Origin of the sequence: Crenobacter cavernae, assembly GCF_003355495.1 — a bacterium.
Taxonomy (GTDB): Bacteria; Pseudomonadota; Gammaproteobacteria; order Burkholderiales; family Chromobacteriaceae; genus Crenobacter; species Crenobacter cavernae.
Genome location: NZ_CP031337.1, coordinates 1,442,760 through 1,457,634, shown reverse-complemented (window position 1 = coordinate 1,457,634; position 14,875 = coordinate 1,442,760). Strand labels below are relative to the sequence as shown.

14 protein-coding genes, 1 tRNA gene and 2 rRNA genes are annotated in these 14,875 nt (G+C 62.7%); 6 read left to right on the top strand and 11 right to left on the bottom strand.

Annotated features, from left to right (window positions below; all coding sequences use genetic code 11):
- Nucleotides 1–323: 323 nt before the first annotated feature.
- The 4 genes from DWG20_RS07085 to DWG20_RS07070 all read left to right on the top strand — a co-directional run bounded on the left by DWG20_RS07085 (nucleotide 324) and on the right by DWG20_RS07070 (nucleotide 4,117).
- The gene (locus DWG20_RS07085) at nucleotides 324–1,073 is read left to right on the top strand and encodes a GNAT family N-acetyltransferase (RefSeq protein ID WP_115433144.1); all 750 of its coding nucleotides are present in this window, start codon (nucleotides 324–326) and stop codon (nucleotides 1,071–1,073) included.
- 79 nt (nucleotides 1,074–1,152) lie between these two features.
- A complete protein-coding gene (gene tsaA, locus DWG20_RS07080; protein WP_115433143.1) occupies nucleotides 1,153–1,854 on the top strand; it encodes a tRNA (N6-threonylcarbamoyladenosine(37)-N6)-methyltransferase TrmO in 702 nt (233 codons plus the stop codon).
- A gap of 58 nt (nucleotides 1,855–1,912) precedes the next feature.
- The gene (locus DWG20_RS07075; RefSeq protein WP_115433142.1) at nucleotides 1,913–2,821 is read left to right on the top strand and encodes a Tim44 domain-containing protein; all 909 of its coding nucleotides are present in this window, start codon (nucleotides 1,913–1,915) and stop codon (nucleotides 2,819–2,821) included.
- A gap of 114 nt (nucleotides 2,822–2,935) precedes the next feature.
- Nucleotides 2,936–4,117: a sensor domain-containing phosphodiesterase gene (locus tag DWG20_RS07070; RefSeq protein ID WP_115433141.1), complete on the top strand. Its 1,182-nt coding sequence runs from the start codon at nucleotides 2,936–2,938 to the stop codon at nucleotides 4,115–4,117.
- Nucleotides 4,118–4,196: 79 nt separating this feature from the next.
- Here the strand turns inward: DWG20_RS07070 and DWG20_RS07065 are convergent, their stop codons facing one another.
- The 4 genes from DWG20_RS07065 to DWG20_RS07050 are packed head-to-tail and all read right to left on the bottom strand — an operon-like array spanning nucleotide 4,197 to nucleotide 6,857.
- Complete coding sequence (locus DWG20_RS07065) at nucleotides 4,197–4,775, bottom strand: BON domain-containing protein (protein ID WP_115433140.1); 579 nt, start codon at nucleotides 4,773–4,775, stop codon at nucleotides 4,197–4,199.
- Nucleotides 4,772–5,362 carry a phosphoheptose isomerase gene (locus DWG20_RS07060; protein ID WP_115433139.1) on the bottom strand — a complete coding sequence of 197 codons (591 nt, stop codon included), beginning with the start codon at nucleotides 5,360–5,362 and terminating at the stop codon, nucleotides 4,772–4,774. Before DWG20_RS07060 ends, DWG20_RS07065 begins: the two co-directional genes overlap by 4 nt.
- 38 nt (nucleotides 5,363–5,400) lie before the next feature.
- Nucleotides 5,401–5,736 carry a YraN family protein gene (locus DWG20_RS07055; protein WP_115433138.1) on the bottom strand — a complete coding sequence of 112 codons (336 nt, stop codon included), beginning with the start codon at nucleotides 5,734–5,736 and terminating at the stop codon, nucleotides 5,401–5,403.
- Nucleotides 5,733–6,857, bottom strand: a complete 1,125-nt coding sequence (locus DWG20_RS07050; RefSeq protein ID WP_115433137.1) for a penicillin-binding protein activator — start codon at nucleotides 6,855–6,857, stop codon at nucleotides 5,733–5,735. Before DWG20_RS07050 ends, DWG20_RS07055 begins: the two co-directional genes overlap by 4 nt.
- On the opposite strand from DWG20_RS07050, the gene rsmI reads away from it, so the two are divergent.
- Together rsmI and DWG20_RS07040 are read left to right on the top strand one after the other, a co-directional pair.
- On the top strand, nucleotides 6,852–7,745 hold the full coding sequence (rsmI, locus tag DWG20_RS07045) for a 16S rRNA (cytidine(1402)-2'-O)-methyltransferase (protein WP_425451606.1): 894 nt from the start codon (nucleotides 6,852–6,854) through the stop codon (nucleotides 7,743–7,745). The two genes, DWG20_RS07050 and rsmI, sit on opposite strands and share 6 nt — an antisense overlap.
- A 57-nt stretch (nucleotides 7,746–7,802) precedes the next feature.
- Nucleotides 7,803–7,887 (top strand) — tRNA-Leu (locus tag DWG20_RS07040).
- Between the two features lie 165 nt (nucleotides 7,888–8,052).
- On the opposite strand, the gene DWG20_RS07035 is transcribed toward DWG20_RS07040, so the two are convergent.
- The 7 genes from DWG20_RS07035 to DWG20_RS07005 all read right to left on the bottom strand — a co-directional run bounded on the left by DWG20_RS07035 (nucleotide 8,053) and on the right by DWG20_RS07005 (nucleotide 14,873).
- The gene (locus tag DWG20_RS07035) at nucleotides 8,053–8,472 is read right to left on the bottom strand and encodes a type IV pilin protein (protein ID WP_115433135.1); all 420 of its coding nucleotides are present in this window, start codon (nucleotides 8,470–8,472) and stop codon (nucleotides 8,053–8,055) included.
- A 16-nt stretch (nucleotides 8,473–8,488) separates the two neighbouring features.
- A complete protein-coding gene (locus tag DWG20_RS07030) occupies nucleotides 8,489–9,145 on the bottom strand; it encodes a pilus assembly PilX family protein (RefSeq protein ID WP_115433134.1) in 657 nt (218 codons plus the stop codon).
- Entirely contained in the window at nucleotides 9,109–10,206 is a 1,098-nt protein-coding gene (locus tag DWG20_RS07025) for a PilW family protein (RefSeq protein WP_115433133.1), read from the bottom strand. The genes DWG20_RS07030 and DWG20_RS07025 overlap by 37 nt, the downstream gene beginning before the upstream one ends.
- The gene (gene pilV, locus DWG20_RS07020; RefSeq protein WP_181880993.1) at nucleotides 10,203–10,826 is read right to left on the bottom strand and encodes a type IV pilus modification protein PilV; all 624 of its coding nucleotides are present in this window, start codon (nucleotides 10,824–10,826) and stop codon (nucleotides 10,203–10,205) included. The genes DWG20_RS07025 and pilV overlap by 4 nt, the downstream gene beginning before the upstream one ends.
- Complete coding sequence (locus DWG20_RS07015) at nucleotides 10,813–11,394, bottom strand: GspH/FimT family pseudopilin (RefSeq protein WP_181880992.1); 582 nt, start codon at nucleotides 11,392–11,394, stop codon at nucleotides 10,813–10,815. The genes pilV and DWG20_RS07015 overlap by 14 nt, the downstream gene beginning before the upstream one ends.
- A 340-nt stretch (nucleotides 11,395–11,734) precedes the next feature.
- Nucleotides 11,735–11,847: ribosomal RNA gene (rrf, locus tag DWG20_RS07010) — 5S ribosomal RNA — on the bottom strand.
- A 123-nt stretch (nucleotides 11,848–11,970) separates the two neighbouring features.
- Nucleotides 11,971–14,873: ribosomal RNA gene (locus DWG20_RS07005) — 23S ribosomal RNA — on the bottom strand.
- Nucleotides 14,874–14,875 lie beyond the last annotated feature (2 nt).

Below are 14,875 nucleotides of genomic sequence, written 5' to 3'. Positions count from 1 at the left end.
TGTAAGGCAAAACCCGCCCCCCTGCTTAAGTGACTGATTTTAATGGCCCACCCCGTCACCCTCCGTTCATACACCGGTCATCGACCCGTCACGCACGCGACACGATTCCGTCAAGCCCGCCGCCTAGCATGGTGTCGAGCGCTTCATGGGCCCAGCCATGGCGCAGCAATGCCCGCGCATATCGCCGCACAAAAAATTTATTTGTCATTACCCGTGCGGCACGGCATCTTGTTTTCAAACACCTGTATCAGGCTCGGCCAACCTTGATCGCGACCGGAACCTGGCTCGTCAAGGCCCCACGACACGAGAAGAAGGGAAACGCCATGCAGCTCACCGAACAAAGGCAGACGCGCGAACGCGTCCGGTTCACCGTGCGGGTGGCCGACAACGCCGAGGACATCCGCCGCGCGCAGAAGCTGCGCTACAACGTCTTCGCCGGCGAAATGGGCGCCCAGCTGGGTTCGGCCCACCTCGGCATCGACTGCGACGAGTACGACGCGCTGTGCGACCACCTGATCGTCGAGGACCACGCGAGCGGGCTCGTCGTCGGCACCTACCGGATGCTGCCGCCGCAAAACGCGCGCCGCGTCGACCGGCTCTACTCCGAACATGAATTCGCGATCGAACGCCTCGACAACCTCCGCGACCGCCTGATCGAGGTCGGCCGCTCTTGCGTGCACAAGGACTACCGCTCGGGCGCGGTGATCGCGTTGTTGTGGTCCGGACTGCTCGACTACACGCGGCAGCGCGGCGGCGAATACCTCGCCGGCTGCGCCAGCGTCAGCCTCGCCGACGGCGGCCACCAGGCGGTCAGCCTCTACCGCCAGCTCGAAGGCCAGCACCTGTCGCCGGCCGAATGGCGCGTGTTCCCTCACCTGCCGCTGCCGCTCGAACGCGTGCACGACGACGCGCCGCCGGCGCCGCTGCCGCCGCTGATCAAGGGCTACCTGCGCGCCGGCGCCGTCGTCTGCGGCGAGCCGGCCTGGGACCCGGACTTCAACTGCGCCGACTTCTTCATGCTGCTGCCGGTCAGCCAGCTGAACGAGCGGCACAAGAAGCACTTCGCCGGCTGAAGCCCCGGGCTCGGCCAACCCTGAGCATCTAAAGGTTGGCCGAGCCTTTTCCTCGAGGCGCGTGTGCTAGCATCCGCGCATGCCTTATACCTTCGAAGCCATCGGCCGCATCCACTCGCCCTACCGGGAAAAATTCGGCATCCCGCGCCAGCCGTCGCTCGTCCCGTCGGCGCGCGTCACGCTGGAGCTGTTGCCGCCGTACAACCAGCCCGACACGGTGCGCGGGCTCGACGCCTTTTCCCACCTGTGGCTGAGCTTCGTCTTCCACGAGACGATCGAACGCGGCTGGGCGCCGCTGGTCCGCCCGCCGCGCCTCGGCGGCAACGCCCGCGTCGGCGTGTTCGCCAGCCGCTCGACGCACCGGCCGAACCCGATCGGCCTGTCGCTGGTCGAATTGGTCGCCGTCGACACGCGAAACGGCGTCACGCTGACGCTCGCCGGCGCCGACCTCGTCGACGGCACGCCGGTGCTCGACATCAAGCCCTATATCCCCTTCGCAGAGAGCCGGCCCGACGCGCGCGGCGGTTTCGTCGACGGCCCGCCGCCGACGCTCGCCGTCGCCTGGAGCGAGGCGGCGCTCGAAACACTCGCCACCTTGGCCGAGCCTCCCCCCGGATTCGCGACGCTGATCGACGAGGTGCTCGCGCAGGACCCGCGCCCCGCCTACCAGGACGACCCGACGCGCGTGTACGGCGTGAGGCTTTATTGCTACAACGTACGCTTCTCCATCGCGGGGAATACGGCGACGGTGCTTGAAATACAGACGCCACCCCCGAACTAATCCGCGTAGAATGTTTCAGAATGTAACGACTTACCCACCCAGACGGAGACACGTCCCGATGATTACCAAGACCAAGACGACCCTGCTCGCCTTGATGATGGTTTCCCTGTTCGCCGCCCCGCTTGCCGAGGCCGCGCGCATGGGTAAAGGCCGTAGCAGCGGCATGCAGCGCAGCGCGCCGACGCAGAGCTACAACCAGCCCGCCGCCCCGATGGCAGCGCCGGCCCGTCCACTTGCGCCGGCGCAAGCCGCACCGCAAAAAGGCCCGGGCCTCGGCACCGCGCTCGCCGCCGGCGCCGCCGGTGCCGCCGCCGGTTACATGATCGGCAAGGCGATGGACAGCTCGGCAGGCTCGAGCGAAACCGGCAGCGGCTTCCCGTGGGGCACGCTCGCGATCGGCGGCTTGTTGCTCGTCGGCGCGATGATGTTCTTCCGCCGCCGCCAGCAGCAGGCAGCGCAAGGCCACGGCCATCTCGCCACCCCCGGCGGCGCGCCGCTGAACTACCAGCCGCCGCAAGCACCGGCTAACAACAGCCAGTTCGGCGCGATTCCTTCGATCGGTTCGGGCATGGGCGGCGGCGCACCGGCGATGGCCTCGGCTGCCCGCCTGCCGGACGGCACCGAGACGCCGCACTTCCTGCGCCAGGCCAAGGCGACCTTTCTGCATCTGCAGAGCCTCAACACGCCGGAAAGCCTGGAAGAAGTCCGCAAGTACATGACGCCGGACCTGTTCAACGGCTTGCGCGACGACATCGCCGCCAACGCCGACGTCGCCGACTTCCCGCAGCTCGACTGCCAGCTCGCCGAAGCCGTCAACGAAGGCGGCCGTTACATCGCCAGCGTGCGCTTCACCGGCACCGTCAGCGAATCGGTCGGCGCACCGGCCGTGCCGTTCAGCGAGACCTGGCACTACGTGAAGGACGCCGGCGCCCAGCGCTGGTTGCTGGCCGGCATCCAGCAGGGCTAAACCTCGCGGAAACCCTTATACGACGGGCGCTCCAGGGCGCCCGTTGTTCGTCTTGCGGCCGAACTCGTCTAAACTGATAAATTGAACAGGATTTGGCGACAAGGAAGCACGACCATGAGCAGCCCGCCCCCCCCGCCTGCGGCCGCAGGACTGGAACGCGCCACCGCGGTGGATACGTTTTTCCAGCCCATCTATAGCCTCGCCCATCGCCGTACCGTCGGCCTCGAAGCCCTCGCCCGACCGCAACACCAGCACGCCCCCTTCCAGGGCACGCCAGAAGAGCGCCACGCCCACGACCTGATCGCCTGCGCTCTGCACGCGCGCCGCTTTCTCGCCTGCCGGGGCGAGCCGCGCTGGCTGTGCCTGAACGTCGACGGCGCCACGCTGGGCCAGCCCGAGCGCACGGCGACCCTGGTACGCACGCTGGAAGAGATCGGCGTCCCGCCCGAAACCGTGGTGCTCGAACTGCTGGACAGCGCCGGCGACGACGTCGACGATCTCAGCGTGTCGCTCCTGAAGGAAGCGGGCTTCCTGATCGCGATCGACAACTTCGGCGTGCAGCAGACCAACCTCGAGCTCATTTACCGGCTCGAGCCCGACCTGGTGAAATTCGGTCACCGGCTGGTGCGCAGCGCGGTGACCGAGCCGCGTTCGCGCCAGCTGCTGTCGCGGCTGGTGCACCTGATGCACGAAGCCGGCGCGCTGGTCGTGGTCGCGGGCGTCGAAACCGACGAAGACGTGCGCATCGCGCTCGAATCGGGCTGCGACCTGGTTCAGGGCTTCTTCGTCGCGGCGCCGGCGAGCGAGCCCGAGGGCGACGACACGATCACGCCGCGCATCGACGCCAAGTGGGACGAACTGATGGGCCGCGAGATGCTCAAGCGCAAAGTCACGCGCCGCCACCTCGAGTTGTCGCGCCAGGCCTTCGTGCAGGCGGCGATCGCGCTGATGCAGGGCACGCCGTTCTCGAACGCGGCGACGCCGATGCTGGCGCTGCCCGACGTGCTACGCTGCTTCCTGCTCGACCACGAGGGCCGGCAGATCGGCACCAACCTGAACAGCCGTCTCGTCACCGCCAAGCCCGGGTTGAAGTTCGCGCCGCTGGCCGACACCACCGGTGCGGTCTGGTCGCGTCGCGCCTACTTCCAGCATGCGATCGAGCAGCCGGGCGTGCTCTATATGAGCCAGCCTTATCTGTCGATGACCGACACGCGCAGCTGCATCACGCTGTCGATGGCGATCGAGATCGACGAGGCGCTGCACGTGCTGTGCGCCGACCTGAAGATGCCGCACTAAACTCGACAATCTGCCCCCCAAAAACAAGCTCGGCCAACCTCTCAAGGTTGGCCGAGCTTTTTAACGAATGCCGACCCGCTTAGGGCTGGATCTCGTTGATCGTCTCGAACAGCGTCACCACCTTCTGCACGCCGGCGGTCTCGCTGACCTGCTTGGACGAGGCGGCGGCTTCGGTCGGCGTCACCAGCCCCAAGAGATAGGTCACGCCGCGCTCGGTCACCACCTTCACATGGTTGGGCGAGAAACCCTTGGACTGCAAGAGATTGGTGCGGACCTTGGCCGTGATCCAGGTGTCGCCATTGCGCTCGGAGAAGCCGGACGCCGGCGCGACCACGGTGTAGTTGTACACCTGACGGACGTTCGGGATCGCGCGCACGATCAGCTCGGCCTCGCTCTTCGCGGCGTCGGTCGGCACTTCGCCGCTCATCAGCACCGCGCGGTTGTACGCGGTCACGTTGACGTGCGACGCCGGGATCTTGTCGGCGATCTTGCGGCCCTTCAGTTCGATGCTCTGGTCGTCGACCTGGGCGCCGCTGGTGCGCCTGTCGTTCGCCGCCAGCACGCCGGTCGCCGCACCGCCGGCGACGACCGCCGCGCAACCGCCGAGGCTGCCCATCAGCGCGGCCGCGAGGCCCAGCGTCATCCACTTCTTCATCATTCGCCCCCCAGCAGCATGTAGTCGATCGCGTCGCACATCGCGTGGATCAACAGGATATGCACCTCCTGGATGCGCGCGGTGCGCTCTACCGGCACGTTGAGGAGGATGTCGTCCGGACCGAGCAGCTCGGCGATCTTGCCGCCGTCCTTGCCGGTCAGCGCGATCACGCCCATGCCGCGCTCGTGCGCCGCGTAGATCGCCTCGATCACGTTGGCCGAGTTGCCCGACGTCGAGATCGCGAGCAGCAGGTCGTTCTGATGGCCGAGCGCGCGCACCTGCTTGGAGAACACCATGTCGAAGTCGTAGTCGTTGCCGATCGCGGTCAGCGCCGACGAGTCGGTCGCCAGCGAGATCGCGGCGAGGCCGGGGCGCTCCTTCTCGAAGCGGCCGACCATCTCGGCGGCGAAGTGCTGGGCGTCGGCGGCCGAACCGCCGTTGCCGCAGGCGAGGATCTTGCCCTCGTTCATGAAGCAGGCCACCATGCGCTCGGCGGCGGCGGCCACGGCCGGAGGCAGGATGTCCATCGCCTGCTGCTTGGCGGCGATGCTGTCCAGAAAATGTCCGTTGACGCGGTCGATGAGGTCCATGCGGGTCTTTCTCGGCAATAGGCGGCGGGGCCGCCCGATCAGGCGATGATGTTTTTCAGCCACCGTGGCGGCGCATCGCCCTCGAACAGCACGGCGTCGAAACGACAGGGCGCGTCGATGCCGTGATTCATTAAAAAGACGGAAGCGGCGTGCCGAAGTTTCCGGCATTTACTTTCGCTAATACTTTCCAGCGCGCCGCCGAAGGCGGCGGAGCGGCGCTGTCGCACCTCGACGAACACCCAGAACGCGCCGTCGCGCATCACCAGGTCGAGTTCGCCGCCGCGGCAGCTCCAGTTGCGCGCGACGAGCTTCAGGCCGGCTCGCTCGAGCAGCGCGAGCGCCGCGTCTTCGAACGGTCGGCCGCGCTCGTTCACGGCGCGGGGTTCCCTTCGAGCACCGTCACCGGCAGACGGCGTTCGAACTGGCGGTCGCGGCCGAGCCTGAGGTCGCCGGTCACACCGTCGAGCGCCAGGCCCGGCGCGGCGGGCCGCGCGGCGAGCTTGACCGCGATCCGGTAGGCGTCGACGCCGAGCGCGTACAGCCGCTCGGTCTGATGGGTCAGGCGCGCATCCGGGCGCGGGTAGCGCTTGACGGCCGGATGCTCGGGCATCAGGAACCACGGCATGTCGATCACGCGGACGCCGGCGAGCGCGGCGTCCGGGCGGCGCACATTGAGCTGGCTCGCGCCGTAGGCGGCCAGTTCGGGCGACACGCGGCGGCGCCAGTGCGCGGCGGCGTCGGACTCGGCGGCAAGAAGGATCGCGTCCGCGGTGCCGATCCGGCCGGCCACGTCGGCCTCGGCCGGATCGAGCTCGAGCCTGAGCGGCACGCGCCCCCCCTGGCGCTGCCATTCAGCGGCGAAAGCGTCGGCCAGACGGCGTGAGATCGCATCGCGCGCCGACAGCACCACCGGGCTGCGCCGACCGTCGTCGCGCATCATCTGCGCGAGCTGGCGCCCCTCGCCCTCGACGGTCAGCGACAACGACAGCAGCTTGGGGTTGGCGGCGATGCCCGGGTCGAGCGCGTTCAGCGCCAGCGTCGGCACGCTGACCTCGGGTGCCACCGCGGCGATCGCCTGCCGCGTCAGCGGACCGACCACCACGCGCGCACCGTCGGCGACCGCTTCACGATAACGGCGTACGGCTTCGCCGTCGTCGATCGCCAGCAGCGTCACCGACAAGGCATCGTCGGTACGCGCGGCGGCGAGAAAGCCCTCCTGCACCACCGTTGCAGCCTCACCCAGCAATTTGGACGAAGTCGGCAGCATCAGCACGACCTTGGGCAAGCCGGCACGGCTCGGCGACCCCTGCCCGGCGCCAGCATCACCCGTCCCGAGCTTGGCCGAGCCCTGCTCCGTGACGGCATGGGGAGCGGCCGCCAAAGTTGACGCGTTCGAGCGCTGTTGCTGGATAATGTAGTCGGTCGGCGGGGCAGCTTTTGCGTTCCCGGCGAGCAGCGACAGACCCAGCAACCACAGCGGAGCCCACTTTTGCATACCTCGTTTGCCCACCTTGTTGATTCTGCGCGTGAAAGTTTTCATCGCGGCACATTATATGTGGTGGCCACGCCCATTGGAAATCTGGCCGATATCACCTTGCGCGCGCTGGCCGCCTTCGCCGCCGCCGACGTGGTGTGCGCCGAGGATACGCGCGTCACCGGCCAGCTGCTTTCGGCCTACGGCCTGAAGTGCAAACTGGTCAGCGTACGCGAGCACAACGAGCGCGCGATGGCCGAACAAGTGGTCGGCTGGTTGGCCGAGGGCCAGATCGTGGTGCAGGTGTCCGACGCCGGCACGCCGGCGGTATCCGACCCCGGCGCACGGCTGGTGGCACGCGTGCGCGAAGCCGGCCACCCGGTCAGCCCCGTCCCCGGCGCGAGCGCCGTGGTCGCCGCGCTGTCGGCCAGCGGCCTGGCCACCGGGCGCTTCCTGTTCGCGGGCTTTCTGCCGCCCAAGTCGGGCGAGCGGCGCCGCACCTTGGAGAACTGGCTAGCCGCCGACTACTGCGTGGTCTGCTACGAAGCGCCGCACCGCCTGGTCGACACGCTGGAAGACGTCGTCGCGACGCTTGGCGCCGAACGCCCTGTCCTGCTCGCACGCGAACTCTCCAAGACCTTCGAGACGCTGCGCCTGTTGCCGGCCGGCGAACTGCTCGACTGGGTGAAAAGCGACCGCAACCAGCAGCGCGGCGAGATCGTGCTGATCGTCGACGCCGCGCCGCCCGAGGAAAGATCCGGCGAACTCGACGCCGAGAGCGAACGCATCCTCGCGCTGCTCGCCGCCGAGCTTCCGACCAAGCAGGCAGCCGGCCTCGCCGCCGCGATCACCGGCCTGCCGCGCAAGCAGCTCTACGACGCCGCACTGGCGCTCAAGGCCGGCGATTAACGAGGCCGTTTACAAACCCTCGCGCTTTGGGTAAACTCGCGAACTCTTGTGGATGCCGCCCAGGTGGCGAAATCGGTAGACGCAGGGGACTCAAAATCCCCCGCCGCAAGGTGTGCCGGTTCGAGTCCGGCCCTGGGCACCAGCGATATACAGGCTCCACGCCGGAAAATAAGCGCCGTAAGGCGCTTTTTTCTTGCCCATCTCCACTGGCTTTGCGCCAACCCTGCGGGTTTCGGCCCCCGCCCCCGCCCGATGTTCATGCATGCCGTTACCCCCGATCGCAAGCCGGCTTTCCGAAACACCTGGCTTAGCGAGTCAAGCTACATTTCTTCGAACCGGTCACCCGACTGCAGTAAGTCAGGTTGCCGCTTTCGTCCAGCTCGATAAAGGTATCGCCTAGCCAGCCTTGGCCGCTTTTCGGCACCGCCTGAATGCGAAACTCGCCTTCATCGGCGTTGACCGCCGTCGTGGAAAACGAGATATCGAACACATCGGTGCTGGTTTTTGGCAGGCTCGGCCAACTATTGGACGTCTTTTTGTAATTCCCCTTTTCGGCATACCAACGCTCCATATAGTGGGCGTTCTCCAAGAGCGCCGCCCTCGCCTCGTCCTGGCGTGTCCTTATCGTGTAATTCTGATAGCTGGGATACGCGATCGCCGCCAGGATCCCAACAATGGCGACGGCAATCATCATTTCGATCAGGGTGAAACCGCTCTGCCGGTTCATAATGGGCCGTTCGCTCTCAACTGTCGGGTACGACGAAATGGCTCTGCAGCGTCACTTGGGTATTTTCGTTGTGTCCCCATGCGCGGGCGGTAATGCGATAGAGGCGTCCCGAGATGGAGCGCGCATCGGAGTAATGGCTGTCGAGCAATTCGATGATATAGCGCGGATTGGCCCAAAGCTGCGAACCCGCGGTGACTTTTCCATTCGCACAGTCGGTACGCGCGCTCGAGTCGACGCCGTATTCGATGGCGTTGCCACAAGGATGCAGCATCGGAAAACTACGGCTGTTTCGGTCAACACTGCGCTCCCACGCGGCGGTCAGATTGCCGCCATGCGCCGCGTCGAGGCACATCCCATTTTGTTGCAGGCTGTTTAGGCAGCTGCTGGCGAACCGGCCGTTCGCGCCGAAGAGGACTGGGTCGGCGAGGCTATTGATGCTGGCATCGAGTGAGGTCGCTGTTTTTTCCCCCGCGCCGAGCGTCAATTGCGCCAGCTGAAAGGCCTTTTGCCGGTCGTTCTGATTGCTGCTGATACGCTGCTCGACGAGTAACTGCTGGCTGGACCCAAGAATGATCAGCGTGAAGGCCAGCAGGATGATGAGCGAGGCGATCAGCACGCTCCCCCTCTGCCCGCCGATCACGTGCCGGCGAGGAATTTGGCCTGGTTCGCGCATAGATTGCTCCCCCTGAGGGCGACCGTTGTGCTGTACTGCCGGGACGACACAGCCGCCCCGTCAACGCTGACCACTGCCGCCGGCCGCGGACTTTCCATCGTGATCAGCAAACGAACCAGATCCACTTTTCGCCAGTCATCGGGCTCCTTTGTGTAGGTAATACTTAGCCCAGCACTGGCTCCTTCACAGGCGTTGACGGTGCCATATTCGGCATCAAGCTTGCTGACATTGGGCGCGATCTCAATGGGCCCGACGAGGGAGCCATTTTCTGCCCGCTCATACATGTACAGCGCCTTTTCCCCCTGATAGCTACCGACCACGTAGGCACGCGAGACAAAGCGCATGACGTCGAGACTGCCAGCCTGGTGGCCGGAGATTGTCGTGCTCTTGCCGACGGGCAGACGGTCGTTATTGCCGAAAACCAGCTGCAGACCGTCGCTGGCACCACGACTGACGCGGCCACCGTCCACTTTCACAAAGTCGATACGCGCACAACTGCTGATCGCCAGATAGCTGGCGCTCGCGTTAACCGCGCGCTCCGGCGGTGGAGTCGTATCGAGCCGGTTCATCCATGCAATACCGTCGCTAGCGACTACGGTACTCGAGCCGTTGACCGCCGCCGTGCCCTGTCCGAACTGGACGACCAGCATCGGGCTGGTCGCGGCGACGGGTGACGCGCTCATCCATGCCGATCCTTGAGCGCTGACTGCACGAAAGCCCAGTGCGTTGCTATCGAATTGATCGGTGGCATCCGACGCGTAATGGCTGACCAACTGGAGGTTATCCCGAACGGTCGTGCCTGCGGCCCCCTTACGTTCTATGTTGCTCAGAGCCGGCACCGCGCAGCCGAACACGCCGGCCATTCTGAGGTCACGCGACAATACAGCCAGCGCGAGCCGAGCGTCCTGCTGGAGCGCCAATCTTTCCTCCGCGACGCGGCTGGCCTGCCGCCCGGAGAGATAACTGGCGCTGACCGCCGCGAGAACGACGAGCGATAGCGCGACGGCCACCATCAGCTCGATCAAGGAGAAGCCGTCTTGGGCGTGAAAATCGTGTTTCACGGGCTGAACCTTACCTGATAGAACATCTGCCGGGTCGCCGACGCATTCGCGTCACCACTCATCTGCCGATTCACCTCGCGGCCAATCTTGGCTCGCCAGACGATCTTGATCGCAAGGGCGCCCGAGACATCGCATGCGAGTGCACTAAGCGTGGGAGCGACGGACAGATCATTCGTGGGGCAGACCGTCGCCTTGACTTCCTGCGCCTGTGGAAAGGCCGATTCCAGTCGTGATTTGAACAGATAGAGGTCGTAGGCGGCGACCTGGTTCTGGTTACAGTTTTGGCTCCCTGAACCGAAGGCCTGCGTTGTGGCATCGTAGTTGGAGCAAGTCTGCGATGGCGCCGTAGCGGCACTGCCCGGCGTACTCTCCACATAATGGCTCCATTGCCACGGCTCGGAAGCGACGCCGGTACGCTTAGGATTGGCACGCATGGCCTCGGCCAACCCTTCTGCGTGCAACGCCGCGATCGACTGGTATTCCGCCTCGCGCGTCGTCGAATAGGTGCGCAACTGTACTGCTGCGAGTGCGAGCAATCCAAAGCCTAAGACAAATAGCGCGACCAGGACTTCAAGCAGCGTGAATCCGCGCTGCACGGAGAAAGGTTCAGCAGATGTCACAGCCCGTCTCCCCTTTGTCGCACAACCTTGCCCGACCGCTTCCGGAAAGCCGAATGGTGCGGCATTCCTGGCTGGCGTTGTCGCGAAAGACGAATCGATAACTGCTGCCGTCTTGGAGCCTTCCCTCAGCGGAAAAAGCCAATTGCTTCGCAGGCAGTTGAACGCTTACATCCTGCTTGAACAGGGCATGCCGGACTTTCTCCCCACTGCTGTAGGCAGCCGGAGTGTTTTTAGCCTGCAAGTCCGCGTAAGCGAGGATACCCTCGCCCCACGAGTAGTTGTTGCTGCCGGCAATTTTGCTTGAGAGGCAACCCTGTACATCGAGGTTACTCTTGGCGTTAAGCGCACAGACGTACACAGTCTGGTTGCGACGAATTGCCTCGCTGCGGGCGTAGTTGAGCGTGGCGACGAGGTCGGATGTGATATCGCTCAAGCGCGCGTTGAGCGACAGGCTGCTGAACGCGGGAACTGCGACGGCGAGGCTGATCGCGGCAACGGCCATGACGACAACCAACTCGATCAAGGTGAAGCCACTGACGCGATTGCACTTTGACATATCAATCGACACTGTTAAATGCTTATATATTTTTCTATAAGTAATACGCGAGCAGTTCTCTATACGTAGATTTACGTAGCAGCAGGGATCGGCATACAGAAGCAGGCCCGTTAGACCCAATAAAAATGGCTTAGACCAAGAGGAAGCAACGAAGCGGCGCGAGCCCCACGTTGGCCGAGCGCGCGGCGGGCAGCGCGTGGGGCGCGGCGGATCGAGGAGCAGCGTGCATGGGAGGGCAAGGAGCTGGGCAGGGCGGGCGGGGAGCTGAAGAGCACGCCGGAGCGGCCGCATTTTTCGCGCGCCGTAACGCAGCAAACCCCCGTGCCAGGGGCACGGGGGTTGCGTAAGGGGCGTCTGGCGGTGACCTACTTTCACACAGGTATCTGCACTATCATCGGCGCTGAGGCGTTTCACGGTCCTGTTCGGGATGGGAAGGGGTGGGACCACCTCGCTATGGCCGCCAGACATAAACTGTCAACAAACTTAGTAAGCCGAAGCGTGCCCCCGAGGGGTCACGGTTCAATCAAATTCTTGGGTGACGATCGTCTCTCGTCGCAGTCACAACACTCTTAAAGTGTCTCAAATGATAGGATCAAGCCTCACGAGCAATTAGTATCGGTTAGCTTCACGCCTCACAGCGCTTCCACACCCGACCTATCAACGTCCTGGTCTCGAACGACTCTTCAGGGAGGTCAAGCCTCCAGGGAAGTCTCATCTTCAGGCGAGTTTCCCGCTTAGATGCTTTCAGCGGTTATCTCTTCCGAACTTAGCTACCCGGCGATGCCACTGGCGTGACAACCGGTACACCAGAGGTTCGTCCACTCCGGTCCTCTCGTACTAGGAGCAGCCCCCGTCAAACTTCCAACGCCCACTGCAGATAGGGACCAAACTGTCTCACGACGTTTTAAACCCAGCTCACGTACCACTTTAAATGGCGAACAGCCATACCCTTGGGACCGGCTACAGCCCCAGGATGTGATGAGCCGACATCGAGGTGCCAAACTCCGCCGTCGATGTGAACTCTTGGGCGGAATCAGCCTGTTATCCCCGGAGTACCTTTTATCCGTTGAGCGATGGCCCTTCCATACAGAACCACCGGATCACTATGTCCTGCTTTCGCACCTGCTCGACTTGTCGGTCTCGCAGTTAAGCTACCTTATGCCATTGCACTATCAGCACGATTTCCGACCGTACCTAGGTAACCTTCGAACTCCTCCGTTACACTTTGGGAGGAGACCGCCCCAGTCAAACTGCCTACCATGCACTGTCCCCGATCCGGATCACGGACCAAGGTTAGAACCTCAAACACACCAGGGTGGTATTTCAAGGATGGCTCCACGCAAACTGGCGTCTGCGCTTCATAGCCTCCCACCTATCCTACACAAGTCTGTTCAAAGTCCAATGCAAAGCTACAGTAAAGGTTCACGGGGTCTTTCCGTCTAGCAGCGGGTAGATTGCATCTTCACAAACACTTCAACTTCGCTGAGTCTCAGGAGGAGACAGTGTGGCCATCGTTACGCCATTCGTGCGGGTCGGAACTTACCCGACAAGGAATTTCGCTACCTTAGGACCGTTATAGTTACGGCCGCCGTTTACTGGGGCTTCGATCCAGAGCTTGCACCCCTTCACTTAACCTTCCAGCACCGGGCAGGCGTCACACCGTATACGTCCACTTTCGTGTTGGCACAGTGCTGTGTTTTTAATAAACAGTCGCAGCCACCGATTCTCTGCGACCCCTTCGCGCTTCGTGAGCAAGTCACTACACGCTACAGGGGCATACCTTCTCCCGAAGTTACGGTATCAATTTGCCGAGTTCCTTCTCCTGAGTTCTCTCAAGCGCCTTAGAATTCTCATCCTGCCCACCTGTGTCGGTTTGCGGTACGGTTCTCGTATAGCTGAAGCTTAGTGGCTTTTCCTGGAAGCGTGGTATCAGTCACTTCAGGTCCGTAGACCCTCGTTATCACGTCTCGGCCTTAAGGAGAGGCGGATTTGCCTACCTCTCCAGCCTACCGGCTTGAACGACCTATTCCAACAGGCCGCTGACCTAACCTTCTCCGTCCCCACATCGCACTATACGAAAGTACGGGAATTTTAACCCGTTTCCCATCGACTACGCTTTTCAGCCTCGCCTTAGGGGCCGACTCACCCTACGCCGATGAACGTTGCGTAGGAAACCTTGGGCTTTCGGCGAGCGGGCTTTTCACCCGCTTTATCGCTACTCATGTCAGCATTCGCACTTCTGATACCTCCAGCAGCCTTTACAAGCCACCTTCACAGGCCTACAGAACGCTCCCCTACCATCTAGACGACACTGACGACGTCTAGATCCGCAGCTTCGGTTATCAGTTTGAGCCCCGTTACATCTTCCGCGCAGGACGACTCGACTAGTGAGCTATTACGCTTTCTTTAAATGATGGCTGCTTCTAAGCCAACATCCTAGCTGTCTAGGCCTTCCCACCTCGTTTACCACTTAACTGATCATTTGGGACCTTAGCTGGCGGTCTGGGTTGTTTCCCTCTTGACGATGGACGTTAGCACCCACCGTCTGTCTCCCATGCTCGCACTTTCCGGTATTCTTAGTTTGCCATGGTTTGGTAAGTCGCAATGACCCCCTAGCCATAACAGTGCTTTACCCCCGGAAGTGATACATGAGGCACTACCTAAATAGTTTTCGGGGAGAACCAGCTATCTCCGAGTTTGTTTAGCCTTTCACCCCTATCCACAGCTCATCCCCTAATTTTGCAACATTAGTGGGTTCGGACCTCCAGTGCGTGTTACCGCACCTTCATCCTGGCCATGGATAGATCACTCGGTTTCGGGTCTACGCCCAGCAACTGAATCGCCCTATTCGGACTCGGTTTCCCTACGCCTCCCCTATTCGGTTAAGCTTGCTACTGAACGTAAGTCGCTGACCCATTATACAAAAGGTACGCAGTCACCCCATTTTTCAAGGGCTCCCACTGTTTGTATGCATCCGGTTTCAGGATCTATTTCACTCCCCTCCCGGGGTTCTTTTCGCCTTTCCCTCACGGTACTGGTTCACTATCGGTCGATCACGAGTATTTAGCCTTGGAGGATGGTCCCCCCATCTTCAGACAGGATTTCGCGTGTCCCGCCCTACTTCTCGTACGCTTAGTACCAGTAAACTGTTTTCGGATACGGGGCTATCACCCACTATGGCGGCTCTTTCCAGGGCCTTCTCCTAACACTCTACTTATCACGTACTGGCTGTTCCGCATTCGCTCGCCACTACTAACGGAATCTCGGTTGATTTCTTTTCCTCCGGCTACTTAGATGTTTCAGTTCGCCGGGTTCGCTCCCTCTGCCCTATGTGTTCAGGCAGCGGTGACTCTTTCGAGCCGGGTTTCCCCATTCGGATATCGCGGGATCATAGCTCTATTGCCAGCTCCCCCGCGCTTTTCGCAGGCTTACACGTCCTTCATCGCCTGTGATCGCCAAGGCATCCACCAGATGCACTTAGTCGCTTGACCCT

Coding starts and splice junctions, on each gene's coding strand:
- DWG20_RS07085 (WP_115433144.1), top strand. CDS start 324: ATGCAGCTCACCGAACAAAGGCAGACGCGCGAACGCGTCCGGTTCACC.
- tsaA (WP_115433143.1), top strand. CDS start 1,153: ATGCCTTATACCTTCGAAGCCATCGGCCGCATCCACTCGCCCTACCGG.
- DWG20_RS07075 (WP_115433142.1), top strand. CDS start 1,913: ATGATTACCAAGACCAAGACGACCCTGCTCGCCTTGATGATGGTTTCC.
- DWG20_RS07070 (WP_115433141.1), top strand. CDS start 2,936: ATGAGCAGCCCGCCCCCCCCGCCTGCGGCCGCAGGACTGGAACGCGCC.
- DWG20_RS07065 (WP_115433140.1), bottom strand. CDS start 4,775: ATGATGAAGAAGTGGATGACGCTGGGCCTCGCGGCCGCGCTGATGGGC.
- DWG20_RS07060 (WP_115433139.1), bottom strand. CDS start 5,362: ATGGACCTCATCGACCGCGTCAACGGACATTTTCTGGACAGCATCGCC.
- DWG20_RS07050 (WP_115433137.1), bottom strand. CDS start 6,857: ATGCAAAAGTGGGCTCCGCTGTGGTTGCTGGGTCTGTCGCTGCTCGCC.
- DWG20_RS07035 (WP_115433135.1), bottom strand. CDS start 8,472: ATGAACCGGCAGAGCGGTTTCACCCTGATCGAAATGATGATTGCCGTC.
- DWG20_RS07030 (WP_115433134.1), bottom strand. CDS start 9,145: ATGCGCGAACCAGGCCAAATTCCTCGCCGGCACGTGATCGGCGGGCAG.